The sequence below is a fragment of the Amycolatopsis sp. NPDC049159 genome, from assembly GCF_040648295.1.
In the GTDB taxonomy this organism is placed as follows: domain Bacteria; phylum Actinomycetota; class Actinomycetes; order Mycobacteriales; family Pseudonocardiaceae; genus Amycolatopsis; species Amycolatopsis pretoriensis_A.
The window spans coordinates 44530-71397 of sequence record NZ_JBEZDL010000005.1; the positions used below are offsets into that span (position 1 = coordinate 44530).

The following is a 26868-nucleotide window of genomic DNA, read 5'->3' on the forward strand; positions in this document are numbered from 1 at the left end:
GAACGGTGTTCGTCAAACGAACAGCGTTCGTGAAGGGGATCTCATGACCACGACCACCACCGAAGCCGACGTCCGCGCCGTGCTCGGCAAGCTCACGCAGGCCTGGAACGACGGGGACGCGACCGCGTACGGGCGGCTCTTCACCGAAGACGCGGACTACGTGACGTTCTTCGGGGCGAACTTCGCCGGCCGCGCCGGGATCGAGAGCTCGCACCGCGCGCTCTTCGAAGGGCCGCTCAAGGGGATCAAGCTGACCGGGCGGCCCGACGCGGCGGCGAAGGTGCGGTTCGTCCGCCCGGACGTCGCCGTCGCCGTCGTGGGTGGCGGCTCGTCGGTGACCGGTTCGGACACGACGGACGAAGGCCGTGAATCGACGGTCACCTTCGTGCTCGTCCGCGAAGACGGCGAGTGGCTGATCACGGCGTTCCAGAACACGCGCGTTTCGGATCCTCGCTCGTGAAAGCGCTTGCGGAGGCTTCGGGGGTCGTCGCGCGGCCACCCGGGGAGGTGTTCGACCGGTTGCGGAGCCTGCTGAGCGGCGGCGGCCACCCGATGCGGATGGACGTCGACCGCGAACGCGGGTTCGTCGCGGTCCAGGGCGGCTGGTGGTACCGCGGGGAGTACCGCGTCACGCCGGATCCGGCCGGCGCCCGCGTCGAGCACCGGGTGGTCAACGCGGCTTCGCGCGGGCGGTGGGGCGTGCCGCTGGCGAACCGGTTCTTCGTCGGGTTCCGGGCGCGGACCGCCGCCGGGTTCGCGCGGCTGCTCGAAGAACTGAGCACACCTGGGTAGGCACGGGCCCGATCCGGCGCGTAGGCTGACTTAGGTAAGCCTTAGTATTGGAGTGGTCGATGGCTGAAGCACCCCGGCGGTCCGGGCGTCCCGCGGTGCGCCTGCGGGTCCTGCGCACCGAGCGGCTGACACCGCACATGATCCGGATCGTCGCGGGTGGTGACGGCATCGCCGCCTTCACGCCGAACGAATTCACCGACGCCTACGTGAAGGTGCTGTTCAAGGTGCCCGGCGTCGAGTACCCGGAGCCGTTCGACGTCCAGGAGTGCCGCGCGACGCTGCCGCGGGAACACTGGCCGCGGCAGCGTTCCTACACCGTCCGGGCGTTCGACCCGCAGGCCGGCGAGCTGGTCATCGACTTCGTCCACCACGGCGACGAGGGCATCGCCGGCCCGTGGGCGGCCGCCGCCCAGCCGGGTGACGAGCTGCTGCTTTCCGGTCCCGGCGGCGCCTACGCGCCGGGCAGCGAGGCGGACTGGCACCTGCTGGCCGGGGACGAAAGCGCGTTGCCGGCCATCGCGGCGTCGCTCGAAGCGCTCCCGGCCGGGGCCCCGGCGCACGCGGTGATCCTCGTCGAGAACGCGGCCGAGGAGCAGCCGCTGGCCACCAAGGGGGACGTGCAGATCACCTGGCTGCACCGGGCTTCCGGCGGCGACGTCGCCGCGGCGGTGCGCGAGCTGCCGTGGCGCGACGGCGTCGTGCAGGCGTTCGTGCACGGCGAGGCGGGCTTCGTGCGGGACCTGCGGCGGTACCTGCTCGACGAGCGCGGGGTGCGGCGCGAGCTGCTGTCGATCTCGGGCTACTGGCGCGTGGGCAAGAACGACGAAGCCTGGCGCGAAGAGAAAGCGGCCGAACGGGCGCGCGAGAAGTAGCCTCGCGGCATGGCAGAACTCAAGGTGGAAGTCGACCCGGCCGAAGCCGGGTTCGACGCGGACCGGCTGACGAGGCTCGACGCGCACTTCGACCGGTACGTCGAGGACGGGCGGTTACCGGGCTGGCTCGCGGTGGTGAGCAGGCACGGCCGCATCGTCCACGTCGGCCGCGGCGGGCACCGCGACGTCGAAGCGGACCTCCCGGTGGAGACCGACACGCTCTGGCGCATCTTCTCGATGACCAAGCCGATCACCTCGGTGGCGGCGATGATGCTGGCCGAAGAGGGCTTGCTGGAGCTGGACGACCCGATTTCACGCTGGTTGCCCGAGTTCGCTTCGCCACGCGTGTTCGTCAAGGGGTCGGCGCTGTCGCCGCTCACCGAGCCGGCGACGTCGCCGATCCGGGTGTGGCACCTGCTGACGCACACGGCGGGCCTGACGTACGGCTTCCACCACGGCCACCCGGTGGACGCGATCTACCGGGCGGCGGGCTTCGAGTGGAGCACCCCGCCGGGCCTCGACCTGGCGGCGTGCTGCGAGCAGTGGGCGAAGCTGCCGCTGGTGTTCCAGCCGGGCGCGGAGTGGAACTACTCGATCGCGTCCGACGTGCTCGGGCGCTTGGTCGAAGTGGTGTCGGGCCTGCCACTGGACGAGTTCTTCTCGTCGCGGATCTTCACGCCGCTGGGCATGACGGACACGGCGTTCGTGGCTCCTTCCCTGCCGCGGCTGGCCGCGATGTACGTGCGCGACCCGGCATCGGGCCGCGCGGTCCGCAACGACGCGTTCGGCCGCGCGGGCACGTCCCGCCCGGACTGCCTGTCCGGCGGCGGCGGCCTGGTGTCGTCAGCGGGCGATTACTGGCGTTTCACGGAGATGCTGCTGCGCGGCGGCGAACTCGACGGAGTTCGGCTGCTGTCCCCGCGGACGGTGTCGCTGATGGCTTCGAACCACCTGCCGGGGCGGGTGGACTTGGAGGCGTTCGGGCGCCCGCTGTTCGCGGAGATGCCGTTCGACGGCCACGGTTTCGGGCTGGGGTTCTCGGTACTGGAGGACCCGGTGAAGGCCCGGACGTTGTCATCGGCGGGGGAGTTCGCTTGGGGCGGGGCGGCTTCGACGGCGTTCTGGGTGGATCCGGATGAGGATCTGACGGTCGGGTTCTACACGCAGCTGTTGCCATCGAGCACTTACCGGCTGCGCCCGCAGTTGCGGCAGCTGGTTTACCAGGCGCTGGTGGACTGAGCTTCCGGAGGAGTTCCGGCTTGCTGTGGTGCATCTGGCTCTTCGGTCATTCGTGCCCAATCGCCCTTCGTCGCCGATCGAGGCGCCGAAGTCACTTCGGTGAGCCGGAACCCCTTGGGTGGGAACCTGGTGCGCTGCACCGAAGGAGCAACGTCCGTCCGGACCCATGGACTGCCCGCGAACTTCGCGTGACTCTCGCTTTTGACCCGGCGGAAGGTGAACTCCGCGTTGAACCTGGCTTGCTCGAAACTGGCGGTAGCGGCGAAACTGCATCCGCCGAACAGTGCTCGCCCGTTGAACCTCACGCCGTCGAACCGGGCCGTTCCGTTGAAGTGGGCATCGCCGAAGTCCGCCGAAGAGGCGAAGTGGGCGCCGTGAGCCAAGACGTCGTCAAGGAAGACAGCCTTCCGGAACGCCGCCGCTCCCCGGATCTGTGCTTGCCGGAGGTCTGTCGTTCCTCCGAAGCTCGATGAGCCGAAGTCCATGAACCCACGGGACTTGATCTCCCGGAAGTCGGCGGCGGAGGTGATCACGACGCCGCTGAAGGATGCTTTCTTCTCGAGGTGGCAATGGGTGAACTTCGCCATCCCATCGAACTGCGATCCGTCGAAATCGACGGTGTCGTGGAACTTCGCCCGGGAGAAGTCGGCGGCGACCGGGAACCGAGCGTCGCGAAACGATGTAGTGCCTTGGAACTCGGCATTCGAGAAGTCGGCGACGTCGTCTGCCGCGATGGCGGACAGGTCCGAGCGCCCGGTGAGCTGCGCACCGTGGACCGTGATCGAACGAGGGTGGCAGCCACTCAGGTCGAGGTCGACGAGTGTCGCACCGGTGAGATCGACATCGATCTCCTGCCAGTACGACTGTGCGGTGCGCCCAGCGGGATCGCGCTCCTTCAAATGCCGCGCGAGGATGCGTTGCGCTTGTAGCCGGATCTGTGCCTCGCCGACCTGGACACCGTCAGGCCGGTCATCGGCGCGATCACCGGAGGGCGTGGCCGTGGCTTCCGGTGGCATGCGCAAATAGGCGCACACCACGTTCACAATGGTCTGCCGCTGGTGCGCGTTGTCGTCGGCGAGTCGTTCGAGCGCGTACAGCCCGGCTAGCCTCACCGCCGCTTTCTCGGACCCCAACTGCTCGGCTGACTTGGTGTACAACTCCGTGATGCGGCGCGACTCGGCATCACGAGCGGTCTCCAACGTGGTGAACTCCTGGTGCCACTGCCTGCGAACGGCCAGCAGCAAAGCGAAGATCCCGCCGGTTCCCGCGGCCACTCCGAGGCCGGTCTTCACCGCGTCCACCCGTGCCGCAGCGCGATCGTTCGCATGATCGGCTTCGTTGAGGAGAACGCTGGTCGCGATCCACGTGACGGCGGCGACAACGGCGACCGCGCCGGCCAGCATCCACCACGTCAACGGCGGCACATCACGACGGGTGTCGCGATGCCGGTGATCGGTGAGGGCGCGGACGACGGCAAGCGAGATGAGCACTGCGGCGACGGTGAAAGTCGTCAGCGGAACCACGTGGTCCGACACCCAGGCCCAGACGGACTTCCACTCGACCCAGCCGGTCAGCGAGGTGGCTCCGACGAGCGCGGCGAAAGCTCCTGCGGACCCCAGCGGGATCGCCGACTTCTTCCTGCCGCTGCTCGAGGAGACCATGACCGACAGTATTGCAGGCGGGGCTTCCCGATCGAGTCGCACGGCCGTGACGTCGCTTCTACTTCTTTTGCTGCCAAGCGAACGGACCCCGGTCCGCTCCGCAGACCGTGCCCCGCGCGGGTACCGAACCGGCGGCGAAGTAGCGGTCGAGCGACGCGTCCACGCACGCGCTCTTGCCCCTCGACCCGTGCCCGTACGTGTCGAGCGTCAGCAGGTGCGCGTTGGCCAGCAGCTTCTCGGTCCGCTGGGCCCCGGCGTACGGCGTTTCGAGGTCGCCCTGGCGGTTGGCGAGCAGCAGGATCGGCGCCGTCGGGCGGTTCCACGGACCCGTGTAGCGTCCGGTGTCCGAGACGTCCCAGGTGGCGCAGGGCAGCGTCTTGTAGACGTCGTACGGCCCGAAGCCGCGGCCCACCCGGTCGGCCTTCCGCGCGTAGTCCCACCACACGGCCGGATCGCGCGGGTTCGCCGCGTCCGAGCACAGCGTCGCGCCGCCGCCCAGGAGGGAATCGACGTCCGGCGGGCCGCCCGCTGACGCCGGGGCGCGCGACGCCGGGTCCGCCAGCGCCTGGAGGAACGCGGCCAGTTGCGGCGCCGCTTGGGCGTCGGTCAGGTAGTTGTGGATCGTGGCGATCGCGCTCTGGTAGGTGACGGCGACCTGCTTGCCCGCGGTGTCCGTCACGGTGATCGGGCCCGTCGCCAGCCGGTCCAGGATCGCGTCGTAGTCGAACGTGCAGCGGGAAGCACACGCGTCCAAAAAGGACTTCAGCGCGCGTGGGCCGTCTTCGTAACCCTGAAGCCGGTAGCTCATCGGGCCGGTGCCGGTCGACCAGCGCACCGGGTCGTCGACCGCGTCGAGCGCCAGGGAACCCACCCGGCCGGGGAACAGGCTGGCGTACGTCTCGCCGAGGTAGGTGCCGTACGACTTCCCGTAGTAGCGCAGTTTCTGCTCGCCGAAAGCCGCTCGCAGCCGGTCCAGGTCGCGCGCGATCGTGCCGGTGGAAAGGTGGTCGGCCAGCGGGCCCGCGTTCTGTTCGCAGAGATCGGTGACCGTGCGGGTGTCCGCGATCTGCTGCTGCTCGGCGGCCCGGGTGAGCGGGAACGTGCCGAGCGCGCGCTGGAGGACCTCGAGCTGCGAAGGATCGGTGAAGCAGTGGATCTTCGAGCTGGCGCCGACGCCGCGCGGGTCGAACCCGACGATGTCGAAGCGCTCGTGCAGGAACGGCGTCAACGCGGGTGCGAAACGGCCGGACGAACCCGGGCCGCCGGGGTTGTAGAAGATCGTGCCCAGCTTGTGGGCCTGATCGGTGGCGGGCAACCGGCCGACGGCGATCGACGCGGTGCCGGCCGACGAGTCCTGATAGGACAGTGGGACGTCGAGGTGGCCGCATTGGTACCCGGCGGCGCACGCGGATTCCCAGACGATTCCGGTGGGGCTCGCCGCGGCCGCGGGCGCACTCAAGGCGACCGCACCCACGACGGCCCCCAGAGCCAGCGCAGCACGGAGTTTCGGAGAATTCATGGCCCCGATCGTCCCGGCACCGGGACCGGGGGCGCGCTGGTGCGCACCCCCGGAACCGGGGTAGGGCGGGCCCTACGCGGTGAGCTTCGGGATGATCTGCGAGCCGTACGACGCCAGCGTCGCCTCGCGGTCGTCGTGCATCAGGTACAGCGAGAACTGGTCCACGCCCAGCTCGGCCAGCTCCTGCAGCCGTTCGACGTGGGCCGGCGCGGGGCCCAGCAGGCAGAACCGGTCGACGATCTCGTCCGGGACGAACTCCGTCGACGGGTTGCCCGCCTTGCCGTGGTGGCTGTAGTCGTAGCCCTCCCGCTCGCGGATGTAGTCGGTCAGCTCGCGAGGCACCGCGCTCGAAGACCCGTAGCGGGCCACCAGGTCGGCGACGTGGTTGCCGACCATCCCGCCGAACCAGCGCAGCTGTTCGCGCTGGTGCGGCCGGTCGTCCCCGACGTACGCCGGGGCCGCGACGCAGATCGTGATGCCGCCGGGATCGCGGCCGGCCGCCCGCGCGGCGTCGCGCACCGCGCCGATCGTCCAGCGCGCGATCGCCGGGTCCGCGCACTGCAGGATGAAGCCGTCGGCGTGCTCGCCGACCGTCTGCAGCGCCTTCGGCCCGTACCCGGCCATCCACATCTCGAGCCTGCCGTTGCGGATCCACGGGATCTGCACGGTCTTCTCGTTCATCTCCACCGCGCGGCCTTCGGCGAGGTCCTTGACCACGCGCATGCAGTCGCGCACGGTGGCCAAAGTGGACGGTGGCTTGCCGACGACCCGGTGCGCGGAGTCGCCGCGGCCGATGCCGCAGACCGTCCGGTTGCCGTACATGTCGTTGAGCGTGGCGAACGTCGACGCCATCACCGACCAGTCCCGCGTGCCGGGGCTGGTCACCATCGGCCCCACGACCAGCGACGACGTCGCCGCGAGGATCGCCGAGTAGATGACGAACGGCTCCTGCCACAGCACGCAGGAGTCGAACGTCCAGCCGTAGCGGAACCCGGCGTCCTCGGCGTCCTTCATGAGCCGCACGACGTCCCGTGCGGGTGGGTCCGTCTGCAGCACGATCCCGAAGTCCATCTCCACCTTCCTCCCCGCCACCACCCTCAGCGGAGTGGCTTCGCCACACTCTGTCTATTAGTTCAGGTACTGGTTCAGCGAGCGCGACAGGAACTTGCCGTGCGACGTGCTCCCCGAGAAGCCGGAAGGCGACACGACGACGCGCCCGCGGGAGAGCACGGTGTGCACGCGACCGGTGATCTCGAACCCTTCGTACGCCGAGTAGTCCACGTTCATGTGGTGCGTCTCGGCCGAGAGGGTCTGCGTCGCCGAAGGGTCGTAGATCACGATGTCCGCGTCCGAGCCCGCCGCGATGACGCCCTTGCGCGGGTACAGCCCGAACATCCGCGCCGGCGTCGCCGAGCACGTCTCGACCCAGCGCCCGAGCGTCAGCTCGCCCGCGACGACACCCTGGTGCAGCAGGTCCATCCGGTGCTCGACACCCGGCATCCCGTTCGGGATGGCCCGGAAGTCCGCGCGCCCCAGCTCTTTCTGGTCCTTGAAGCAGAACGGGCAGTGGTCGGTCGACACCACGGACAGGTCGTTCGTCCGCAGGCCCCGCCACAGGTCGGCCTGGTGCGACTTCTCCCGCAGCGGCGGCGAAGCGACGTACTTGGCGCCCTCGAAGTCCGGCTTGGCCAAGTCTTCGATGGACAGGTAGAGGTACTGCGGGCACGTCTCGGCGAAGACGTTCTGGCCGTCGTTGCGCGCCTCCGCGACCGCCGCGAGTGCCTGCGACGCCGACAGGTGCACGATGTACAACGGCGAACCGGTGACCTTCGCGAGCTGGATCGCCCGTGACGTCGCCTCGCCTTCCAGCTCCGGCGGACGCGTCAGACCGTGCTGGACGGGGTCGGTGTTCCCGGCCGCCACCGCCTGCGCGGCCAGCTGGTCGATCGCGATGCCGTTCTCCGCGTGCATCATGATCGTGGCGCCGATCTCGCGCGCCTTCTGCATGGCCAGCAGGATTTCGCCGTCCGTGGAGTAGAACACCCCCGGGTAGGCCATGAACATCTTGAAGCTGCCGACGCCGCCGTCGACGCAGGCTTCCATCTCCTTCAGCGACTGGTCGTTGACGTCGCTGACGATCATGTGGAAGCCGTAGTCGATCGCGCAGTTGCCGTCCGCTTTGGCGTGCCACTTGTCCAAGGTGGACAGCAACGACGTTCCCTTGGCCTGCACGGCGAAGTCGATGATCGTCGTCGTGCCGCCCCAGGCCGCCGCCGTGGTGCCGGTCGAGAAGCTGTCGACGGAGTGCGTCCCGCCGAAGGGCATCTCCATGTGCGTGTGCGCGTCGATGCCACCGGGCAGCACGTACTTGCCGGTGGCGTCGATCGTCTCGTCGCCGGAAAGCGTGCCGGGCGCCCCGACGGCGGCGATGGTCTCGCCGTCGACGAGGACGTCCGCGAGCAGCGCGCCCGACGGTGAAACGACCTGGCCGCCCTTGATGAGCGTGGTCATCAGGCCTCCGTGAGGGGGCCGTAGGTGTCCGGGCGGCGGTCGCGGTAGAACGCCCACAGGTCCCGGACCTCGTCGAGCAGCGTCATGTCGAGGTCGCGGATGACGACCTCGTCGTCGGTGTCGGACGCGGCGTCGCCGATCAGCTGCCCGCGCGGGTCGGCGAAGTACGTCTGGCCGTAGAAGTCGTTGTCGCCCAGGGGTTCCACGCCGACGCGGTTGATCGCGCCGACGAAGTACTCGTTGGCCACCGCGGCCGCCGGCTGCTCCAGCTTCCACAGGTACTGCGACAGCCCGCGGCTGGTCGCCGACGGGTTGAACACGATCTTCGCCCCGGCCAGGCCCAGCGCGCGCCAGCCTTCCGGGAAGTGCCGCTCGTAGCAGATGTAGACGCCGATGCGGCCCACGGCGGTGTCGAACACCGGGTAGCCCATGTTGCCGGGCCGGAAGTAGAACTTCTCCCAGAAACCCTTGACCTGCGGGATGTGGTTCTTGCGGTGCTTGCCGAGGTACGTGCCGTCGGCGTCGATCACCGCGGCGGTGTTGTAGTAGACGCCGGGCTGCTCGACCTCGTACATCGGCACGATCAGCACGACGCCGTGGCGCTCGGCGACCTCCTGCATGAGCTTGGTCGTCGGCCCGTCCGGGATGCCCTCGGTGTAGGAGTAGAACTCGGTGTCCTGCACCTGGCAGAAGTAGGGCCCGTAGAACAGTTCCTGCAGGCAGACGACCTGGGCGCCCTGCGAGGCGGCGGTGGCGATGTGGTCGACCGCCGCCTTGATCATGGACTCCTTGTCACCCGTCCACCGCTGCTGGATCAATCCGGCTCGGACGACGCTCACTTGCTTCCTCCTTGGTTGACGAACGGGACAGGGCGGCGAAGACGACGAACGCGCCGACGAAGCCGATCACCCAGTTGTAGTCGTAAAGCGGCTTGAGGAATGGGATCAGCCCGCCGTCGGGGAACGGCCCGCCGTACGCGCCACCCACCGCGAGGACGGCTCCCACCAGCGTCGCGACCAGTGCGCGCCAGTTCCAGCCGCCGCTGAACCAATACACCCCATCGGGTGTGTAGAGGTCCTTCAGCTTGAGCTTGGTGCGGGCGATCACCCAGTAGCCCGCGACGAGCACCCCGGCGACCGCGCCGAGCAGGCCGCCGTAGAAGCCGAGCCAGGCGAAGATGTAGATGTTCGGGTCGGAGTAGAGGCGCCACGGCTGGATGAGGATGCCGATGACGCCGGTGATCCCGCCGCCGACCGCGAAGGTGATCTTCTTCGGGAAGGCGTTCGAGAAGTCGTAGGACGGGCTGACGACGTTAGCCGCGAGGTTCGCCGAGATCGTCGCGAGCACCAGCGCGACCAGTGCGACGACGACCACGACCGGGCTGGTGAACTTGTCGGCCAGCTGCGCCGGGTCCCAGATGTCCTCGCCGTAGAGCACGTGCCCGCCCGACGTCGTCAGGATGGCCACGATCGCGATGAACGTCATCGTGGTGGGCAGGCCGAGGATCTGGCCGCGGACCTGCTTGCGCTGGCTGCCGCCGAACCGCGTGAAGTCCGGCATGTTCAGCGACAGCGTCGACCAGAACGCGATCATCGCCATCAGCGACGGCGCGAACACCTTCCAGAAGTCCGGTCCCCAGCCGAGCTTCCCGCCGTCGGACAGGATCGGGCCGAGCCCGCCCGCCTTGACCAGCACGTACCCGAGCATGATCAGGAAGCCGACGGACACCAGCGGAGCCGTCCAGTTCTCGAACCGGCGGACCGCCTCCATACCGCGCCAGATGATGAGCATCTGGCCGATCCAGAAGACCACGAAGGACAGCCACAGCGTCCAGTGCTGCCCGGCGATCACCGGCGAGTCGCGCCACCACGAGCCGAGCAGGCGCCCGAGGATGACGTAGATGGCCTCGCCGCCGACCCACGTCTGGATGCCGAACCAGCCGCACGCGATGAACGCGCGCAGCAGGGCGGCGAGGTTGGCGCCGCGCAAGCCGTAGAACGCGCGGGCGAACACCGGGAACGGGATGCCGTACTTCGTGCCGGCGTGGCTGTTGAGCAGCATCGGCGCGAGCACGATCAGGTTGCCGATGGTGATCGTGAGCAGCGCCTGCACCCAGTTCATGCCGAGGGCGATCAGCGACGCGGCCAGTGCGTAACTGGGGATGTTGTGCGCCATCCCCATCCAGAGCGCGAAGTAGTTGTAAGTGGTCCAGGTTCGTTTTTCGACGGGGACGGGGGCCAGCTCCTCGTTGAAGAACCGGCTGCCTTCGAGAGACCCGGCGGCGGCGGTGTCGAGCTCGACCCGGCCGTCGTCGTGCACGCGCTGGTCTGCGGGTGTCGGCGCCATTGCGGCATCCTGCGCGCCTGGTCATCGCCGGGGCAACGGCAGAGTGTTCACTCTTCCACGGCCTGGAGTGCAGTCTGTCGATTGCGCGAACGGGCTCCCGGGTGCATGACCTGCGTCACACATCTCGCCGTCACGAACCGGCAAAGCGGGTGAAACGTCTCCACAGGATCTCCACACTTCACGCGGACCGTCTCCACCGGGGGTGCATAGGGTCGTGGCCATGGAACTGGGTGGGCGGCGGGTGCTGGTCGTCGAGGACGACCTCACGATCGCCGCGTCGATCGCGGCCCGGTTGCGGGCCGAAGGGTTCAGTGTGGACGTCGCCCACGACGGGCCGGCCGCGGTCGAAGCCGACGCCGCGGCGGAGCCGGACCTCGTCGTGCTGGACGTGATGCTGCCGGGGTTCGACGGCCTGGAGGTCTGCCGCCGGATCCAGGGGCGCCGTCCGGTGCCGGTGCTCATGCTGACCGCGCGCGCCGACGAGACGGACATGCTGGTCGGGCTCGGCGTCGGCGCCGACGACTACCTCACGAAGCCGTTCTCGATGCGGGTCTTGACCGCACGGGTGCACGCGCTGCTGCGGCGGGTGGAGCGGTCTTCCGCCGGTCCGTCGGGAACCCGGATCGTGCTGGGCGACCTCGAGATCGACGTCGACCAGCGGCGGGTCGCGCGGGCGGGGGTGGCGGCGCAGCTGACGCCGATCGAGTTCGACCTGCTGGTGCACTTCGCGCGGCGGCCGCGGGTGGTGCAGCCGCGGGAACGGCTGCTGTCGGAGGTGTGGGACTGGGACGTGCACGGCACGTCCGCGGCGACGCGCGCGGTGGACAGCCACATCAAGGCGCTGCGGCGGAAGCTGGGAGCGGACCTGATCCGCACGGTGCACGGCGTCGGGTACGCGCTGGAGGCGGGATCGTGAACCTCGTACCGCGGCCGCTGGACCGGATCCGGTCGATCAAGCTGAAGCTGGCGATCCTGATGGTCGCGTCCGGCGGGGTCGCGTTCGCGTTCTTCAACTGGCAGATCGGCTGGCTGCCGCCGAGGACGACGATCACGGCGATGGTGCTGGCGCTGGTGCTCTCGCAGCTGCTGGCCCACGGCATGACGCGCCCGCTGCGCGAGATGACGGCGGCCGCGCGGGCGATGGCCAAGGGCGACTACACCCGCCGCATCAGGGCGACGACCCGCGACGAGGTGGGCTCGCTGGCTTCGGCGTTCAACCAGATGGCGGGCGACCTCGGCGACGCGGACCGCCAGCGGCGCGAGCTGATCGCGAACGTGTCCCACGAGCTGCGGACGCCGATCACGGCGTTGAACGGGGTGCTGGAGAACCTGGTCGACGGCGTCGAAGAGCCGGACCCGGGGACGTTGAAGACGGCGCTGCAGCAGACCGAGCGCCTGGCGACGCTGGTGGACGAGCTCCTCGACCTGTCGCGGCTGGACGCGGGGGCGATCCCGCTGCACAGGACGTCGTTTTCGCTGTCGGAGCTGCTTTCCGAGGCGGTCTCGGAAGCGGCGCTGGTCCGCGGGGTGCGGTTTTCGGTGTCGGCGCCGGACGTGCTGGTGACCGCGGACCGCGGGCGGCTGTTCCAGGTGGTGGCGAACCTGCTGGAGAACGCGGTCCGCCACGGCCCGGCGGGCGGGTCGGTGCAGGTGCTGGCCGAGGTCCGGGGGGACGAGGTGCGCATCGACGTGTGCGACGAGGGGCCGGGGATCGCGCCTGCCGATCGGGTGCGGGTGTTCGAGCGGTTCACGCGGGGGGAGCGCTCGACCGGCGGGGGGACGGGGCTCGGGCTGGCGATCGCGCGGTGGGCGGTGGAGCTGCACGGGGGGACGATCGGGGTGGTGGATCCGGCGCCGGGGACCGGCAGCCGGATCCGGGTGACGTTGCCGGTGGGCTGACCTCGGGGGCCCGCGGCTGCCGCGAATGACTCATTCGCGACCTTGGGGAGACTCTGGCCGGTGGTATTTGCAAACGTGAACGTGAGGAGTGGGTGGGATGCCGAAGAGCAGTGTGGGTGGGCCGGGGAAACCTGGTGACGGGCGAGGGGTGCCCCGGGGCAAGCGGCAGACGATCGCGGACGGCGGAGGGGCGGGTGCGGCAGGCGGGCGAGCAGGCGGCACCGACGCGGCGGGGCCCGCGGGCGGCGGCATCGGCGAGGCGGGGCCCGGGGTCGGCGGTGCTCGGACGACGGGTGGGGTCGGCGAGGCGGGGTCAGGGGGCGGTGGTGCTCGGGCAGCGGGTGGTGTCGGAGCGGCAGGGCTCGAGGCCAGTGGTGGTGAGGCGGCGGGCAGTGCCGGCGCGGCGGGACCTGTTGGTGGCGGTGTCGGTGCGAGTGCAGCGGGTGGCAGGCCTGGCGCGGCTTCTGCGGTGCGCGGCGACGCGGGTTACCGCGCGACAAGCCCTGGCGCAGGCGGCGTAGCCGTCGCGGCTCCGCCCGTGCTCCTCCGCCAGCTCCCACCGCCGAAGTCCGCGACCGTCCCGCTGCCCCCAGCCGTCCTCCCCGCTGCCGCCATCGCCGGAGTCGCCGGAGCGCTCATGCTCCCCGTGGACCGCCCCGGGATCGGCTGGCTGCTCGCCGGACTAGCCGTAGCCGTCGCCGTGACCGTCGCCAACCGGGATCGCTTCACCGCAGCCAGTGTGGGCTGGGCCGTCCTCGGGCTCGCCCTCCTCGGCGTGGGCACCTTCCGGGCCTCCGGCTGGCTCTTCGCCCTCTGCGTGCCCGCCGCCGTCGTGGCCGGGTCGCTGGCCGTTGTCGGGCCGCGGACCGTCCACAGTGTCCTCTACGACATGGTCGCCCTCCCGTTCGAAGCCCTCCGCGCCGTTCCGTGGGCCGGCCGGGGGCTCGGGCGCTTCGCCGCGCGGCGGAACGGCGTCGCCCGGCGGATCGCGCTCGCCGTGCTCGGGGCCGCCGTGCTCGTGGCCGTCTTCGTGCCGCTGCTCGCCAGTGCCGACGCCGCCTTCGCCGCCGTCGTCAGCGCCGTGGTCCCCGATCTCAGTCCCGCTGTCCTCGTGCGGTGGTGCGTGGTCTTCGCCGTCGTCGCGCTGCTCGTCGCCGGAGCGAGTTACTTCTTGGCCGCGCCGGCACCGGAAGCGGAACGAGAAAGTCCGAAGAGGACCAAATACGGTCTGGAATGGACAGTCCCGCTCGTCGTCCTCATCGTGCTGTTCAGCGTCTTCGTCGCCGTCCGGCTGGTCGTGCTCTTCGGCGGCACCGGATACGTCCTGCGCACCAGCGGCCTGACGTCGGCGGAGTACGCCCGGAGCGGCTTCTGGCAGCTCTGCGCCGTCACCGTCCTCACGCTCGCCATCGTCTCCGCCGCCCTGCGCTGGGCGCCGAACACGACGAAGGCCGATCGGCTCCGGCAGCGCGTGCTGCTCGGTGCGCTGAGCGCCTTGAGCCTCGTGCTCGTCGGCTCCGCGCTCAGCCGGATGGGGACCTACCAGGAGGCGTACGGCTTCACCGTGCTGCGGCTGCTGGTCGAGGTCTGCGAACTCTGGTTCGGCGCGGTCTTCGTCCTGGTGCTGATTTCGCTGGTCCGGCTGCGCTCGTCGTGGCTGCCGCGCGCCGCGATCGGGACGGCCGCCGTCGCGCTGCTCGTGCTCGCCGTGCTCGATCCGGAACGGCTCATCGCCGGGGCCAACCTCGATCGGGCCGCCGCCGGGAAGCCGCTGGACCACCGGTACCTGGCCGGGTTCTCCGCCGACGTCGTGCCGGTGGTCGAGGCGCGGCTGCCGGAACCGTTGCGCACCTGCGTGCTGCGGCAGGTGCTGGCGGACGACGCCGCGGACGGCTGGCCCGCCTGGAACCTCGCGCGCGCCTCGGCACGTGACGTACCTCTCGGCCGATGCGGCTGAACCGGACCGGGCGGTCAGGCGTGTTTGACGACGTGCGCGGGAGCCACCGGGCCGTCGTGGGGGCGGTCCGGCGGCTTCCGCGCGCTGCTCAGAAGGCGAAAACGTCGTCCGAGTCGCGGTCGGCGGCGCAGCGGTTCGGGTACGTCGCGCGGAACGACACCGGCTTGCCGCGCCAGGAGCCGACCACCGTGACGTCGACCGGGGCGTAGATCAGCGTGCACGCCTGGTGGCGCGCGTTGATCCGCGAGAAGTCGCCGTTCACGCCGGAGAGCACCTGGCACGCCTTGTCGCGCTTCGGGTGCGTGCCGCCGGTCGGGTCGCACGTGAGCACCACCGAGCCGATCCGGTTCGCGGTGTCGTGGGTGGTCAGCTGCAGCGTCGACGCCGGCGGCTGCGCGGGCGCGAGGCAGCTCAAGCTCATCAGGCAGGCAGCGAAGGGGAGTAGGGCCATATCGGTGTCATCGGCAGCCCGGGGTCGATCACTGTGCTCCACGTCCGGGTGAGTCTTCCTCGCTCGGACGGGTGAGGTCCGACGCCAGCAAGGCGACGTAGAGCGAGAGCATCGACTCCGGGTCTTCCAGTCGGACGCCGAGGACCTGCTCGATCCGCGCGAGCTGCTGGTAGTACGCCGTCCGGGAGGTGTGCGCGGCGGCCGCCGCCGCCGACTTGTTGCCGCCCTGCTCGCAGTAGTGCCGCAGGGCCTGGACGAGCCGGCTGCCCGAAGCCGCGTCGCGCTGCAGCAGCGGGCCCAGCTCCCGGTGCGCGAACGCCGTCACCCGCTCGTCGCCCGCCAGCAGGTGCAGCAGGCCGCGCAGGCGGACGTCGGACAGCCGGTGCAGGACGCGCTCGTCGCCCGAACCCAGCGCGGCCGCCGCGACGTGCGCGGCCTCCTGCAGCGTGCGGCGCGCTTCGGCGGGGGACGACACCGTCGTGCCGACCGCGAGCACGCCCGGCGCGCTGCCCCGGGCCTCGTGGACGTCGGTGGCGAGCCGCTGCAGCACGGCGTCGGCGTTCGCCTCCCGCGACAGCGCGAGCAGCGCCCGCACCCCGAGGTCGTCGGTGGCGACCAGCGCCGACACCTTCGCGCGGCGCGCCGCCAGCACCGTCGCCTCGGCCAGCTCGCGCAGCACCGGCGGCGTCGACAGCGCGGGGCGGTGGCCGGCCAGCCGCGGCCGGACCGCCAACCCGACCAGCTGCCGCCCGGTCAGCGGCACGGCGAGCGCCGAGGCCCGCGCGAGCAGCTCCGAGGACGGCGCGGGCGAGGCGAGCAGTTCGGTGAGCACCGCGCGGTGGGCCTGCCGCTCGAGACCGTCGGAGTCCTTGGCGACCAGCCGGTGCACGGCCAGCGCGGACGCGGCCCGCTCGGTGACCACCCGGTGGCGGTGCGGCGGCTGGTCGGCGCAGACGAGCACCAGCCGGCCCCAGTCGTGCCCGCGCGCGCCGACGACGGTGACCAGCCAGCCCGAACCCGGGTGGTAGCCGGTCCGCTCGCCGACCTGGACCACCCGCGAGCGCGACGGCCAGCCGGCGAGCAGCTCGGCCGGGTCCGTGCCGGCGGCGTCGTAGGCGAGCACCTCGTGCGACAGCGTCTCGAGCACCACCGGCTGCTCGGTGAGCCGGGCGACCTCGCCCAGCACGACGCCGGGTTCGGCGCCCGCGACCGTCAGCGCGGTGAACGTCTCGTGGACGCGCTCGGCGGCGCGCAGCTCGGCGACCTGGGCGTCGACGATCTGGCCGTTGACCGCCTCGGTGACGCTCACGAACCGCGTCTCGCGCGAGAGCGTGACCAGCGGGAGCCCGTGTTCCTCGGCCGCCTCGACCAGCGCGGCGGGCAGCTTGTCGCTCCAGTGCCGGACCAGTTCGATCACGACGCCGGCGGCGCCGACCCCGGCCAGGTCGGCGACGTAGCGGGCCAGCGCCGGGCCGTCGTCGGGCAGCGCGACCCCGGTGGTCAGCACCAGCTCGCCGCCGCGCAGCAGGTGCGCGATGTCGGCGACCTCGGCGACGTGCGCCCAGCGCACCGGCGCGTCGAGCCCGGCCGCGCCGGCGACGACGTGCGGGCGGCCCTGGCGCAGCACCGGCAGGGCGAGCGCCTCGGCGACGGTGGGGTACATGGCTCCTCGGGATGATCGGCAGGGACAGACTGTACGGCCGAGGGGCAACTGGCGTACACGTTGCCGATGGTGCCCGCGTGGCGCCCGCCCGGAGACTCGGGTGGACGTCCCCCGAGCGAAGGAGCGCACCGCCGTGAGCGACCGCATCAGCCACTGGATCGACGGCAAGCCGTTCACCGCGACCCCCGCGCGCACCGGCGACGTGTTCGACCCCGCCACCGGCCAGGTCCGCGCGCAGGTCGACTTCGCGGGCGACGCCGAGGTCGAGGCCGCCGTCGCCGCGGCCAAGGCGGCGCTGCCGGGCTGGCGCGGGACGTCGCTGGCCGGGCGGACGCGGGTGCTGTTCGCCTTCCGCGAGCTGCTGTCGGCCCGCAAGCACGACCTGGCGAAGATCATCACGAGCGAGCACGGCAAGGTCGAGTCGGACGCGGCGGGGGAGATCGCCCGCGCGATCGAGAACGTCGAGTACGCGTGCGGCGCCGCCCAGCTGCTCAAGGGCGGCTTCAGCGAGAACGCCTCCACCGGCGTCGACGTCTACTCGATCGCCCAGCCGCTCGGCGTGGTCGGCGTGATCTCGCCGTTCAACTTCCCGGCCATGGTGCCGCTGTGGTTCGTCCCGAACGCGCTGGCCTGCGGCAACACCGTCGTGCTCAAGCCGAGTGAAAAGGACCCGTCGGCGGCGGTGTTCATCGCCGAGCTGTTCGCCGAAGCCGGGCTGCCCGCGGGCGCGCTCAACGTGCTGCACGGCGACAAGGCCGCGGTCGACGGCCTGCTGGAGCACGCCGACGTCAAGGCGATCTCCTTCGTCGGGTCGACGCCGATCGCCCGCTACGTCTACGAAACCGGCACCCGGCACGGCAAGCGCGTCCAGGCGCTCGGCGGGGCCAAGAACCACATGGTCGTGCTGCCCGACGCCGACCTCGACCTGGCCGCCGACGCCGCGGTGTCGGCCGGGTTCGGCTCCGCGGGGGAGCGCTGCATGGCGGTGTCGGTGGTCGTCGCGGTCGACCCGATCGGCGACGAACTGGTCGCGAAGATCGCCGAGCGGATGGCGCGGCTGCGCGTCGGCGACGGCCGCGACCCCGAGTCCGAGATGGGGCCGCTGGTCACCAAGGCGCACCACGAGCGCGTGGCGTCCTATGTGGACGCCGGCGTGGCGTCGGGCGCGGCGCTGGTCGTGGACGGCCGGGGCATCGAGGTGCCCGGCGACGGCTTCTGGCTGGGCCCGACGCTGTTCGACCACGTCCGCCCGGAAATGTCGATCTACACCGACGAGATCTTCGGCCCGGTGCTTTCGGTGGCGCGCACGGCTTCCTACGACGACGCGCTGGGCCTGATCAACGCGAACCCCTACGGCAACGGCACGGCCATCTTCACCGGTGACGGCGCGGCCGCGCGGAAGTTCCAGAACGAGGTCGAGGTCGGCATGGTCGGCGTCAACGTGCCGATCCCGGTCCCGGTCGGCTACTACTCCTTCGGCGGCTGGAAGGACTCGCTGTTCGGCGACAGCCACGCGTACGGGCCGGAAGGCTTCCACTTCTTCACCCGGACGAAGGTCGTGACGTCGCGGTGGCCGGACCGCTCGCACGCCGGGGTCAACCTGGGCTTCCCCCGCAACTCCTGAGCTACGCGCGGGCGGCGAGCGCTTCCCGGCTCTCGTCGTCCGCGGGACGGCCGATCATCAGCCGCTGGCCGGTGTCCCGCAGCGGCACGAGGACCTCGAAGTCCACGGCGATCACCCCGGCAGCGGGGTGGCGCAGCACCTTGCTCCCGCCGCCGGTGCCCCGGACGTCCCGTTCGGCCCACAGTCGCGCGAACTCCGCGGTGCCGCTGGTGCATTCGGCGATGAGCGCGGTCAGCACCGGGTCGTCCGGGTGCGCGGCCCACGCGGCGCGCAGGTGGGCGATCCCTTCGCGCACGACGCGTTCGCGGTCGACGTAGTACTCGCGGATCTCCGGGTGCAGCAGGCACAGCCACATCGCGTTCCGCTGTGCCGGCGGCAGGGTGCCGAAGTCCAGCAGCAGCCGCGCCATCTCGCCGTTCCAGGCCAGGATGTCGAAGCGGTGGTTCATCAGCATGGCCGGCAGCGGTGCCAGGTCCTCGACCAGGCGCGCGAGCGACGGCACCGCGGTGGTGGCGGGCTCCCCGGTGGCGCGGGGGCGCTGCTCGGTCAGGTCGAAGAAGTAGGCGCGCTCGGCGGCGGTCAGGCGCAACGCCCCCGACAGCGCTTCGACCACGGCCGCCGAAGGGCGCAACCCGCGTGCCTGCTCCAGCCGCACGACGTAGTCGACGCTGACCCCGGCCAGTTCGGCGACCTCTTCGCGGCGCAGGCCCGGCGTCCGCCGCGACCGGCGCACGGGCAGGTCGAAGTCACGCGGGTCCAGGCGTTCCCGCCGGGTCCGCAGGAACGCGGCCAGCTCCACGGTGGCGGTGCTCATACCGGGTCCAACCGGCAGGGTGGGAGCGCTGTTCCCAGGAAGGTCCTTCCCTTACCCCCGGCTCGTCGCGAGCCCAGGCTGGTGCCCGGAGACGATCACCGACACAGGAGGACCCCGATGGCGCTCACCCTCGACACCTACCGGCTGCTGGGCCGGTCCGGGCTGCGGGTTTCGCCGCTGGCACTGGGCACGGCGACCTTCGTCACCGAGTGGGGCTGGGGCGCGGAAGAAGCCGACGCGCGCAAGCTGTTCGACACCTACGTCGAGCGCGGCGGCAACTTCGTCGACACCGCACCGACGTACACCGACGGCAGCGCCGAGCGGCTGCTCGGCGAATTCGCCCGCGACCACCGCGAAAGCCTGGTGCTGGCGACCAAGTACACGACGCTGCGCCGCCCCGGGGACCCGAATTCCGGCGGCCCGCACCGCAAGAGCCTGTACGCGTCGGTGGAGGCCAGCCTGCGGCAGCTGGGCACCGACTACCTCGACCTGCTCCTCCTGCACGTGTGGGACTTCACGACGCCGGTCGAGGAGATCCTGCGCGGCCTCGACGACCTCGTCCGCCAGGGCAAGGTCCGGTACGTGGGCATGTCCAACGTCCCGGCCTGGGAGATCTCGCGGATGCAGGCGATCGCCGACCTGCGGGGCTGGACGCCGCTGATCGCGCTGCAGGTCGAGTACAGCCTGATCCGGCGCGACGCCGAACGCGACCTGATCCCGATGGCGCGGGAGCTGGGGCTCGGGGTGACGCCGTACTCACCGCTGGGCGGCGGCGTGCTGTCGGGCAAGTACCGCGCGGCCGCCACTGACGAGAGCACCCGCCGCAGCTTCAACGCCGGCCTGGGCATGGTCACCGACCGCACGCTCGCGATCGCCGACGTCGTGTCCGAGGTCGCGGCCGAGGCCGGGCACACGCCCGCGCAGGTCGCGCTGGCCTGGACCCTGCGGAACCCGGGCGTGACCGCGCCCGTCGTCGGCGCCCGTACGCCCGCCCAGCTCGAAGGCAACCTGGGTGCCCTCGACGTCGAGTTCACCCCGGACCAGCTGGCCCGCCTCGACGAGGTGAGCGCGCTCGACCTCGGCTACCCGCACGACCTGCTCGGCAGCGGGCACATCCGCGCGGTCACCCGCGGCGACCTCGAGATCGAGCCCCGGGCTACGCCGGCAGGACGGTGATCAGCAGCCGGGCCCGCGGGGTGAGCAGGACGGTGTTGTTCCGGTCCGGCTGGATCCGCAGGTCCATCGTCCGGTAGAGCTGGAACTCCTTGCCGCCCGCCTTGAGGTAGTGGTGCTCGTTCATGCCTTTGCTGAGCCGGGTGGAGAGCACGATCGGGTACTCGCGGTCCGGCCGCTGCCTGCCGAAGTCGTGGGTCCAGCCGGTGATCGCGACCAGCCGTCCGTCCCGCACGTCGGCCAGCCGGCGCCCGCAGACGAACGCCAGCCAGGCGGCCAGCACGAGGAGGGGGAGCGCCGTGCCGAGGGCCGCGGCCACCGTGGCGCCGGTGAGCCGGGCGCCGAACCGGGTGTCGATCGCCGAGACCGGCACGACGACCGCGACGACGAGCGCCGCGACCGCGACGACCGCGGCCACCCAGAACGAGCCGTCGAGCACCTTCCCCCGCTGCGCGGGGTGGAGCCGGCCCTGCCGGTTGGCCAGCTCCACCTCCGCCTGCCCGGCCGTCGTCACTCGCCTTCACCCTCCGGGTGTTCCTTTTCGTAGGCCTCTCGGCCTTCGTGGTAGCGGTCGATCTGCTCGTTCTCCTGGCGGCGGGCTTCGGTGCCGACACCGACGCCGTCCGCGAGGTTGAAGCCCGGGACCTTGCCGCCGCCTTCGCGCCACTCCTTCTGGCTGAGGAAGCTGCGGCCGTCGTCGGAGAGCTTGTCGCCGAGCCCCTCGACCTTCTCGCGGCCGGGCACGTGCTCCTTGGCGGCGTCACTCCACCCCTTGGCCGTCTCCTCGGCGGACTTCGCCTCCTTGCCCGCCTGCTTCAGCTCGTTGGCCTTCCGCTCGATGCTCGCGGCCGTGTCGACGCTCTTGTCCACGATCTTGTCGACACCCTTGCCGACCTTCTTGAGGGCGTTCGCCGCGCCTTCGAGCGCCGCCTTCGACTTGCCGGCGCCCTTGGCCAGGCTCTCGAGCTTCTCGACGATCTTCGTGATCCGCGTGCTGATCTTCTCGGCGAGGACCCCGCCCTCGACGACGGTGTCGGCGATGAACGCCGCGATCGTGCCGCCGAAGGTGCACCACGACGCCGCCAGCGCGGCCAGCGCCTTGACGATCAGCTCGCCCACGAACGACGAGATCATGTCGCGGATCAGCCCGCGCTCGGTGCCGACCAGCGCCGCGCCGACGTTCATCGCCGTCGACGCGCTGTCGGCGTGCGAAGCCGCTCCGCGCAGGACGCCGACGTAGCTCTCCGCCGTCCTCTGGTAGGCCTCGGCGGAGCCGCAGTCGCTGAAGGACTGCTGGACCTTCTTGGCCTGCTGCTCGTACTGCTCGGCCGTCTCGGTGAGCTGCTTCGAGATGTTCGTCCAGGTCACGGCCTTGGCGGTGACGGTTTCGGGCTTGCCGGCGAGCTTGTCGAGCCCGTCCTTGAGGAAGCTGATGTGCTCGATGAGCCAGCCGACGCCGGCGCTCGCCAGCGTGCCGAGCGGGTCCATCGCCGCGCCGAGCAGGTCGAGGGCGTCGGTGCCGACGTCCAGCGCGAGGTTGCCCCAGTCGCCGTTGCGGGCGTCAGTGAGCGTCGACGCGGCGTCGCTGAAGATGCCCGCGCCGCCGGTCTGGGCGTTGACGTTGTCGAGCTCGCCCTTCGACCCCTCGCCCATGCCGCTCCAGAAGCCGCTGCTCGGTTCGGCCGTCGCGACCAGCGGGTTCTCCTGCGTCTCGGTCATGCCGGCAGCTCCTTGCCGATGCCCTCGATCAGGCACTTCGTCGTCTGTTCGTGCTCGGTGAAGGCGCCGTGGGCGGTCTTCACCCGGTCGGCGACCTCGTGCCCGGCGTCGACGGCCGACCGGAGGAACTCCTCGGCCTGGCTCGTCCAGATCTGGATCGGCGCCGCGAAGACCTGCCCGACCAGCCCGAAGGCGTCGAAGTCGAGCGCCTGCGCGCTGCCGGCGGCGTCGAGGGCCTGCTGGACCTTGTCCGCGATCTCGCGGATCTCGTCCTCGTGCCCGCCGAGGACGTCGAAGTCGACCTTCATCGCCATCAGAGCCCCCGGCGCAGGATCGGGCCGCCGAAGTCTTCGTCGTCGTCCGGCCGCGGCGGCCGGGCCGGGCGCACGGGCGGCGGCGGTGTCTCGGGTTCGGCCGCGAATTCCCACCGCGGTGCTTTTTCTGCTTCTTCGGGCAATTCGGGCGCGGGGATCTGTTCCTGGAGGAAATGCATCGCGTCGGAGTCGGTGCCGATCACCGGTGCCATGATCGCGGTCAGCTGCTGCGCGGCATCGACCTGCGCACGCTTGGCGGCGGCGAGGACGGCCTGGGCGAGCCGGGCCCGCGGCAGCTCGTCGGCACGCGAGCCGAAGGTGAGTTCCTGCAGCGCACCGCTGGTGTTGACGGTGACCGTGACGGCCCCATCGGGACTCGAGGCGGTCGCCGAGACGCGCTCGAGCCGGGCTTTCGCCTCGGCCGCGCGCCGGGCGATTTCGGGCATTCCACCCGAATCTGGTGCAATGTGGTTCACGGCGACCTCGGAAGTCGGGAAGGGCATGCGGATGAGAGGCAGCAAACCGCTTTTCGGTTCCCCCTTCAAGCCGGAAATCCATTCGAGAACAGTGCATGGGAATTGATTTGGACGCCCTTTACCCGGCCGGGACGACCGGGCTTGAGCACGATCGGCTCGGCTGGACGTCATGAACGACTCGTTCATGACGTTGCGGGGCCCGATCCGGCCGCGTCGAACCCTCTCCGCCGAACCCCTCTCGGCGGGCGCGCCCGATCGGCGGGACCTCCGCCCGTGCGCGACCCTGCCTCCACCACTCCCCGGGACGACCGGGGTTGAGCACGATCGGCTCAGGCTTCCGTAAACTCGGGGTCGGCAGCGAACGAGGTAGGTGAGGAACCGGTGGCCAACGCGGAGGAGCGCCGCTTCGACGTGCTGCGGGCGATCGTCGCGGACTACGTCTCCAACCAGGAGCCGGTCGGGTCCAAGGCGATCGTCGAGCGGCACAACCTCGGTGTGTCCAGCGCCACTGTGCGCAACGACATGGCGACCCTCGAAGAGGAGGGGTACATCACCCAGCCGCACACCAGTGCCGGGCGCGTGCCGACCGACAAGGGGTACCGGCTCTTCGTCGACCGGCTCTCCGAGATCAAGCCGCTGAGCGCCGCCGAGCGGCGGGCGATCACCACCTTCCTCGACAGCGGCACCGACCTCGACGACGTCCTCAAACGCTCGGTGCGGCTGCTCGCGCAGCTGACCCGGCAGGTCGCCGTCGTCCAGTACCCGATGCTGACCAACGCCAAGGTGCGCCACCTCGAAGTCGTGCCGCTCACCCCGGCGCGGCTGATGCTGGTGCTGATCGCCGACAACGGGCGCGTCGACCAGCGGACGGTCGACCTCGGCGACGTCGTCACCGAAGAAGACGTCAGCCGGCTCCGCACCGTCCTCAACGCGGCCATGGCCGGACGGCGGCTCAACGAGGCCGCGGCGCGGGTCGCCGAGCTGCCCGACAAGTCGCCCGGCGAGCTGCGTGACGCCCTCATCCGCGTCACGACGATCCTGGTCGAGTCACTGGCCGAACACCCCGAAGAACGCCTGGTCCTCGGCGGTACGGCCAACCTCACCCGCAACGTCGCCGACTTCCCCGGCTCACTGCGCCAGGTCCTCGAAGCCCTCGAGGAACAGGTCGTCGTGCTGAAGCTGCTGGCCGCCGCGCGCAACCCCGGTGCGATCACGGTGCGCATCGGTGAGGAAAATGAAGACGAGCAGATGCGCAGCACCTCGGTCGTGTCGATCGGCTACGGCCAGGACATGGTGCTCGGCGGCATGGGGGTGGTCGGCCCGACCCGGATGGACTACCCCGGCACGATCGCCGCGGTGCGCGCGGTCGCCAACTACGTGGGGCAGATCCTGCACGGCCGCTGAGCCGGGCAGAGCAGAAGGAGAAGCGAAGACGGTGGCGAGGGACTACTACGGCATCCTCGGGGTGGCGAAGAACGCGAGCGATCAGGAGATCAAGCGCGCGTACCGGAAGCTGGCCAGGGAGCTGCACCCCGACGTCAACCCGTCGGAAGACGCCCAGCACAAGTTCGGCGAGGTCACGACGGCCTACGAGGTGCTGTCGGACCCGCAGAAGCGCAAGATCGTCGACCTCGGCGGCGACCCGATGGACGGCGGCGCGCGCGGTGGGGGCGGCGGCGACCCGTTCGCCGGCTTCGGCGGCCTCGGCGACATCATGGACGCCTTCTTCGGCGCCGCGGGCGGTGGTGGCGGCGGCGGTCGCGGCCGTGGCCCGCGCAGCCGCGTCCAGCCCGGCTCCGACGCCCTCATCCGGCTCGGCCTCTCGCTCGAGGAGTGCGCGACCGGCGTCGACAAGGAAATCGCCGTCGACACCGCGATCGTCTGCGACCTCTGCCGGGGCGCCGGCACCTCCGAGGGCACCTCGGTCAAGACCTGCGACACCTGCGGCGGCGCCGGCGAGGTCCAGTCCGTCCAGCGGTCCTTCCTCGGCCAGGTCGTCACGGCGCGCCCGTGCCCGGTCTGCCGCGGCTTCGGCGAGGTCATCACCGACCCCTGCCGCCAGTGCGGCGGCGACGGCCGCATCCGCGCCCGCCGCAACGTCACCGCCAAGATCCCGCCGGGCGTCGGTGACGGCATGCGCATCCGCCTCTCCGGCCAGGGCGAGGTCGGCCCCGGCGGCGGTCCGGCCGGCGACCTCTACGTCGAGATCGACGAGACCCCGCACGAGGTCTTCGTCCGCCAGGGCCACGACCTGCACTGCAACTTCCGCATCCCGATGACGACCGCCGCGCTCGGCGCCACCGTGCCCATCGCGACCCTCGTCGACGGCGACTACGAACTCGACATCGAACCGGGCACCCAGCCCAACGCCGAGCTCGTCCTCACCGGCAAGGGCATGCCCCGGCTGCGCTCCTCCGGGCGCGTCGACGGCCGCGGCGACCTGCACGTCCACATCGACGTCCAGGTCCCGACCAAGCTCGACGACGCCCAGCGCGAGCTGCTGGTCGAGCTGGCCCAGCAGCGCGGCGAAGAAGCCCCGACGCTGTCGTCGAACGGCAAGCACGGCGGCCTGTTCTCCAAGCTGCGCGCCAAGAACCACCGCTGACCGTGCCCGACACCACCCTGCCGGTCTTCCTCGCGGCCGCGGTGCCCACCAGCGGCACCGCGGTCCTCGACGGCGAGGAAGCCCGGCACGCGGCCACCGTCCGCCGGCTGCGCGCGGGGGAGCGGCTGGTGCTGTCCGACGGCGCCGGCGCCATGGCCCGCTGCGTCGTCGAAGCCGTCCAGCCCGGCCGGGACGCGGCCCTCACCCTGACCGTCGAGGAGAGCTGGACCGAGGAACCACCGGCCCTGCGCGTCGTCCTCGCCCAGGCCCTCGCCAAAGGCGACCGCGGCGAACTCGCCGTCGAACTCGCCACCGAAGCCGGCGTCGACGCCATCGTCCCTTGGCGCGCCGCCCGCAGCGTCGCCAAGTGGGACGACGGCGGCCGCGGCGACAAAGCCCTCGCCCGCTGGCGCGCCACCGCCCGCTCCGCCGCCAAACAAGCCCGCCGCGCCCACGTCCCCGACGTCACCGAGCCCGCCACCACCCGCGAACTCGCCGGCCTCATCGCCACGACGTCCCTCGCGATCGTGCTCGAATCCGACGTCCCGGACCGCCTCACCGACCTCGCCCTCCCCGACACCGGCGACGTCCTCCTCGTCGTCGGCCCCGAAGGCGGCATCACCGACGACGAACTCACCACCCTGCGCGAAGCCGGCGCCCGAGCCGTCCGCCTCGGCACGACCGTCCTGCGCACCTCCACCGCCGCCGCCGTCGCCCTCGGCGCACTAGGGGCCCTGACCACCCGCTGGCACTGAAAAGATCAACCCCGAAAAAACCCGCGAATCTGCGCCCGGTTATGGCGCGATCACACTCCGACCCGTTACTCTCGTTTACTAACGCGCCACCCACCGTTTCGGCGCGCCACTGGGAAGACACGAACTCCGCCGGGCACCTCCCCCCTCGGTCCGGCGGCAGCCGCGGCAGCGGTAGATCGACCCCCAGGGTCTACCGCGCCGCGGCATCTTCCTTCGCTTCGCTTCGTCAGTTGCCGCTCTGCGTTCGTTGTGTCTTCTGGGGGTCAAACCCCCAGACCCCCAGCCGGGGCGAGCCCCGGACCCCCGCGAGTTCCGTTCGGGATCGGTGTGTGGGGCGAGCTCTGGACCTCCGCGAGTTCCGTTCGGGGCTGGTGTGTGGGGCGAGCTCCGGACCGCTGTGAGTTCCTTTCGGGGCTGGTGTGTGGGGCGAGCTCCGGACCGCTGTGAGTTCCGTTCGGGGCTGGTGTGTGGGGCGAGC

General features: G+C 71.1%; 25 protein-coding genes. 12 read left to right on the plus strand and 13 right to left on the minus strand.

The genetic code is table 11. The features are described from left to right. Nucleotides 1-43 precede the first annotated feature (43 nt). The 4 genes from AB0B33_RS11050 to AB0B33_RS11065 are packed head-to-tail and all read left to right on the plus strand — an operon-like array spanning nucleotide 44 to nucleotide 2903. Nucleotides 44-460, plus strand: a complete 417-nt coding sequence (locus AB0B33_RS11050; protein WP_360769630.1) for an SgcJ/EcaC family oxidoreductase — start codon at nucleotides 44-46, stop codon at nucleotides 458-460. Next, complete coding sequence (locus AB0B33_RS11055) at nucleotides 457-792, plus strand: hypothetical protein (protein ID WP_360769633.1); 336 nt, start codon at nucleotides 457-459, stop codon at nucleotides 790-792. The genes AB0B33_RS11050 and AB0B33_RS11055 overlap by 4 nt, the downstream gene beginning before the upstream one ends. A gap of 59 nt (nucleotides 793-851) precedes the next feature. Beyond that, entirely contained in the window at nucleotides 852-1664 is an 813-nt protein-coding gene (locus AB0B33_RS11060) for a siderophore-interacting protein (protein ID WP_360769636.1), read from the plus strand. A 9-nt stretch (nucleotides 1665-1673) separates the two neighbouring features. Then, nucleotides 1674-2903, plus strand: a complete 1230-nt coding sequence (locus AB0B33_RS11065) for a serine hydrolase domain-containing protein (RefSeq protein ID WP_360769639.1) — start codon at nucleotides 1674-1676, stop codon at nucleotides 2901-2903. On the opposite strand, the gene AB0B33_RS11070 is transcribed toward AB0B33_RS11065, so the two are convergent. The 6 genes from AB0B33_RS11070 to AB0B33_RS11095 all read right to left on the minus strand — a co-directional run bounded on the left by AB0B33_RS11070 (nucleotide 2882) and on the right by AB0B33_RS11095 (nucleotide 10940). Then, entirely contained in the window at nucleotides 2882-4564 is a 1683-nt protein-coding gene (locus AB0B33_RS11070; RefSeq protein ID WP_360769641.1) for a pentapeptide repeat-containing protein, read from the minus strand. The two genes, AB0B33_RS11065 and AB0B33_RS11070, sit on opposite strands and share 22 nt — an antisense overlap. A 58-nt stretch (nucleotides 4565-4622) precedes the next feature. Then, nucleotides 4623-6083: an alpha/beta hydrolase gene (locus tag AB0B33_RS11075; RefSeq protein WP_360769644.1), complete on the minus strand. Its 1461-nt coding sequence runs from the start codon at nucleotides 6081-6083 to the stop codon at nucleotides 4623-4625. A 72-nt stretch (nucleotides 6084-6155) separates the two neighbouring features. Then, entirely contained in the window at nucleotides 6156-7154 is a 999-nt protein-coding gene (locus tag AB0B33_RS11080; protein ID WP_360769647.1) for a TIGR03842 family LLM class F420-dependent oxidoreductase, read from the minus strand. Nucleotides 7155-7211: 57 nt separating this feature from the next. Further along, entirely contained in the window at nucleotides 7212-8594 is a 1383-nt protein-coding gene (hydA, locus tag AB0B33_RS11085; protein WP_247020807.1) for a dihydropyrimidinase, read from the minus strand. Further along, the gene (locus AB0B33_RS11090; protein WP_247025045.1) at nucleotides 8594-9376 is read right to left on the minus strand and encodes a nitrilase-related carbon-nitrogen hydrolase; all 783 of its coding nucleotides are present in this window, start codon (nucleotides 9374-9376) and stop codon (nucleotides 8594-8596) included. Before AB0B33_RS11090 ends, hydA begins: the two co-directional genes overlap by 1 nt. Nucleotides 9377-9386: 10 nt before the next feature. Continuing rightward, nucleotides 9387-10940, minus strand: coding sequence for an NCS1 family nucleobase:cation symporter-1 (locus tag AB0B33_RS11095; protein WP_360769651.1), 1554 nt, complete (start codon nucleotides 10938-10940; stop codon nucleotides 9387-9389). Nucleotides 10941-11181: 241 nt separating this feature from the next. Between AB0B33_RS11095 and AB0B33_RS11100 the strand changes: the two genes are divergently transcribed. The 3 genes from AB0B33_RS11100 (at nucleotide 11182) to AB0B33_RS11110 (ending at nucleotide 14796) form a co-directional block, all read left to right on the plus strand. Then, nucleotides 11182-11856 carry a response regulator transcription factor gene (locus AB0B33_RS11100; protein ID WP_360770362.1) on the plus strand — a complete coding sequence of 225 codons (675 nt, stop codon included), beginning with the start codon at nucleotides 11182-11184 and terminating at the stop codon, nucleotides 11854-11856. Next, entirely contained in the window at nucleotides 11853-12839 is a 987-nt protein-coding gene (locus tag AB0B33_RS11105) for an ATP-binding protein (RefSeq protein WP_360769654.1), read from the plus strand. Before AB0B33_RS11100 ends, AB0B33_RS11105 begins: the two co-directional genes overlap by 4 nt. 637 nt (nucleotides 12840-13476) lie before the next feature. Next, the gene (locus AB0B33_RS11110) at nucleotides 13477-14796 is read left to right on the plus strand and encodes a DUF4173 domain-containing protein (RefSeq protein ID WP_360769656.1); all 1320 of its coding nucleotides are present in this window, start codon (nucleotides 13477-13479) and stop codon (nucleotides 14794-14796) included. An 88-nt stretch (nucleotides 14797-14884) separates the two neighbouring features. Here AB0B33_RS11110 and AB0B33_RS11115 read toward each other — a convergent pair whose 3' ends face one another. Then, on the minus strand, nucleotides 14885-15217 hold the full coding sequence (locus AB0B33_RS11115) for an SSI family serine proteinase inhibitor (RefSeq protein ID WP_360769662.1): 333 nt from the start codon (nucleotides 15215-15217) through the stop codon (nucleotides 14885-14887). Between the two features lie 58 nt (nucleotides 15218-15275). Next, nucleotides 15276-16910: a PucR family transcriptional regulator ligand-binding domain-containing protein gene (locus AB0B33_RS11120; RefSeq protein WP_360769665.1), complete on the minus strand. Its 1635-nt coding sequence runs from the start codon at nucleotides 16908-16910 to the stop codon at nucleotides 15276-15278. Between the two features lie 133 nt (nucleotides 16911-17043). Here AB0B33_RS11120 and AB0B33_RS11125 point away from each other — a divergent pair, with 133 nt between their 5' ends. Further along, nucleotides 17044-18534 carry a CoA-acylating methylmalonate-semialdehyde dehydrogenase gene (locus AB0B33_RS11125; protein ID WP_360769667.1) on the plus strand — a complete coding sequence of 497 codons (1491 nt, stop codon included), beginning with the start codon at nucleotides 17044-17046 and terminating at the stop codon, nucleotides 18532-18534. Nucleotide 18535: 1 nt separating this feature from the next. Here AB0B33_RS11125 and AB0B33_RS11130 read toward each other — a convergent pair whose 3' ends face one another. Then, nucleotides 18536-19348, minus strand: a complete 813-nt coding sequence (locus tag AB0B33_RS11130; RefSeq protein WP_360769670.1) for a helix-turn-helix transcriptional regulator — start codon at nucleotides 19346-19348, stop codon at nucleotides 18536-18538. Between the two features lie 117 nt (nucleotides 19349-19465). Here AB0B33_RS11130 and AB0B33_RS11135 point away from each other — a divergent pair, with 117 nt between their 5' ends. After that, nucleotides 19466-20524, plus strand: a complete 1059-nt coding sequence (locus AB0B33_RS11135; protein ID WP_360769673.1) for an aldo/keto reductase — start codon at nucleotides 19466-19468, stop codon at nucleotides 20522-20524. Here AB0B33_RS11135 and AB0B33_RS11140 read toward each other — a convergent pair. Genes AB0B33_RS11140 through AB0B33_RS11155 form a run of 4 tightly spaced genes read right to left on the minus strand, consistent with a single transcriptional unit; the run spans nucleotide 20505 to nucleotide 23099 of the window. Then, nucleotides 20505-21035: a hypothetical protein gene (locus tag AB0B33_RS11140; protein WP_247020828.1), complete on the minus strand. Its 531-nt coding sequence runs from the start codon at nucleotides 21033-21035 to the stop codon at nucleotides 20505-20507. The two genes, AB0B33_RS11135 and AB0B33_RS11140, sit on opposite strands and share 20 nt — an antisense overlap. Beyond that, a complete protein-coding gene (locus AB0B33_RS11145; protein WP_360769675.1) occupies nucleotides 21032-22240 on the minus strand; it encodes a hypothetical protein in 1209 nt (402 codons plus the stop codon). Before AB0B33_RS11145 ends, AB0B33_RS11140 begins: the two co-directional genes overlap by 4 nt. Then, entirely contained in the window at nucleotides 22237-22554 is a 318-nt protein-coding gene (locus AB0B33_RS11150; RefSeq protein ID WP_247020832.1) for a type VII secretion target, read from the minus strand. The genes AB0B33_RS11145 and AB0B33_RS11150 overlap by 4 nt, the downstream gene beginning before the upstream one ends. Beyond that, entirely contained in the window at nucleotides 22554-23099 is a 546-nt protein-coding gene (locus tag AB0B33_RS11155) for a YbaB/EbfC family nucleoid-associated protein (RefSeq protein ID WP_360769679.1), read from the minus strand. The genes AB0B33_RS11150 and AB0B33_RS11155 overlap by 1 nt, the downstream gene beginning before the upstream one ends. Before the next feature lie 312 nt (nucleotides 23100-23411). On the opposite strand from AB0B33_RS11155, the gene hrcA reads away from it, so the two are divergent. From hrcA to AB0B33_RS11170, 3 genes are read left to right on the plus strand one after another with little or no spacing between them, the layout of a single operon-like run. Continuing rightward, complete coding sequence (hrcA, locus tag AB0B33_RS11160) at nucleotides 23412-24434, plus strand: heat-inducible transcriptional repressor HrcA (RefSeq protein ID WP_247020836.1); 1023 nt, start codon at nucleotides 23412-23414, stop codon at nucleotides 24432-24434. A gap of 31 nt (nucleotides 24435-24465) precedes the next feature. Continuing rightward, the gene (gene dnaJ, locus AB0B33_RS11165; RefSeq protein ID WP_247020838.1) at nucleotides 24466-25635 is read left to right on the plus strand and encodes a molecular chaperone DnaJ; all 1170 of its coding nucleotides are present in this window, start codon (nucleotides 24466-24468) and stop codon (nucleotides 25633-25635) included. A 2-nt stretch (nucleotides 25636-25637) separates the two neighbouring features. Further along, nucleotides 25638-26390 carry a 16S rRNA (uracil(1498)-N(3))-methyltransferase gene (locus AB0B33_RS11170; protein WP_360769683.1) on the plus strand — a complete coding sequence of 251 codons (753 nt, stop codon included), beginning with the start codon at nucleotides 25638-25640 and terminating at the stop codon, nucleotides 26388-26390. Nucleotides 26391-26868 lie beyond the last annotated feature (478 nt).

Excerpts from the sequence above, each read along its gene's own strand:
- hydA (WP_247020807.1), bottom strand. The coding sequence starts at position 8,594 with ATGACCACGCTCATCAAGGGCGGCCAGGTCGTTTCACCGTCGGGCGCG.
- AB0B33_RS11115 (WP_360769662.1), bottom strand. The coding sequence starts at position 15,217 with ATGAGCTTGAGCTGCCTCGCGCCCGCGCAGCCGCCGGCGTCGACGCTG.
- AB0B33_RS11110 (WP_360769656.1), top strand. The coding sequence starts at position 13,477 with ATGCTCCCCGTGGACCGCCCCGGGATCGGCTGGCTGCTCGCCGGACTA.
- AB0B33_RS11095 (WP_360769651.1), bottom strand. The coding sequence starts at position 10,940 with ATGGCGCCGACACCCGCAGACCAGCGCGTGCACGACGACGGCCGGGTC.
- AB0B33_RS11050 (WP_360769630.1), top strand. The coding sequence starts at position 44 with ATGACCACGACCACCACCGAAGCCGACGTCCGCGCCGTGCTCGGCAAG.
- AB0B33_RS11130 (WP_360769670.1), bottom strand. The coding sequence starts at position 19,348 with ATGAGCACCGCCACCGTGGAGCTGGCCGCGTTCCTGCGGACCCGGCGG.
- AB0B33_RS11075 (WP_360769644.1), bottom strand. The coding sequence starts at position 6,083 with ATGAATTCTCCGAAACTCCGTGCTGCGCTGGCTCTGGGGGCCGTCGTG.
- AB0B33_RS11145 (WP_360769675.1), bottom strand. The coding sequence starts at position 22,240 with ATGACCGAGACGCAGGAGAACCCGCTGGTCGCGACGGCCGAACCGAGC.
- AB0B33_RS11150 (WP_247020832.1), bottom strand. The coding sequence starts at position 22,554 with ATGGCGATGAAGGTCGACTTCGACGTCCTCGGCGGGCACGAGGACGAG.
- AB0B33_RS11090 (WP_247025045.1), bottom strand. The coding sequence starts at position 9,376 with ATGATCAAGGCGGCGGTCGACCACATCGCCACCGCCGCCTCGCAGGGC.
- AB0B33_RS11065 (WP_360769639.1), top strand. The coding sequence starts at position 1,674 with ATGGCAGAACTCAAGGTGGAAGTCGACCCGGCCGAAGCCGGGTTCGAC.
- AB0B33_RS11070 (WP_360769641.1), bottom strand. The coding sequence starts at position 4,564 with ATGGTCTCCTCGAGCAGCGGCAGGAAGAAGTCGGCGATCCCGCTGGGG.
- AB0B33_RS11120 (WP_360769665.1), bottom strand. The coding sequence starts at position 16,910 with ATGTACCCCACCGTCGCCGAGGCGCTCGCCCTGCCGGTGCTGCGCCAG.
- AB0B33_RS11060 (WP_360769636.1), top strand. The coding sequence starts at position 852 with ATGGCTGAAGCACCCCGGCGGTCCGGGCGTCCCGCGGTGCGCCTGCGG.
- AB0B33_RS11135 (WP_360769673.1), top strand. The coding sequence starts at position 19,466 with ATGGCGCTCACCCTCGACACCTACCGGCTGCTGGGCCGGTCCGGGCTG.
- AB0B33_RS11080 (WP_360769647.1), bottom strand. The coding sequence starts at position 7,154 with ATGGACTTCGGGATCGTGCTGCAGACGGACCCACCCGCACGGGACGTC.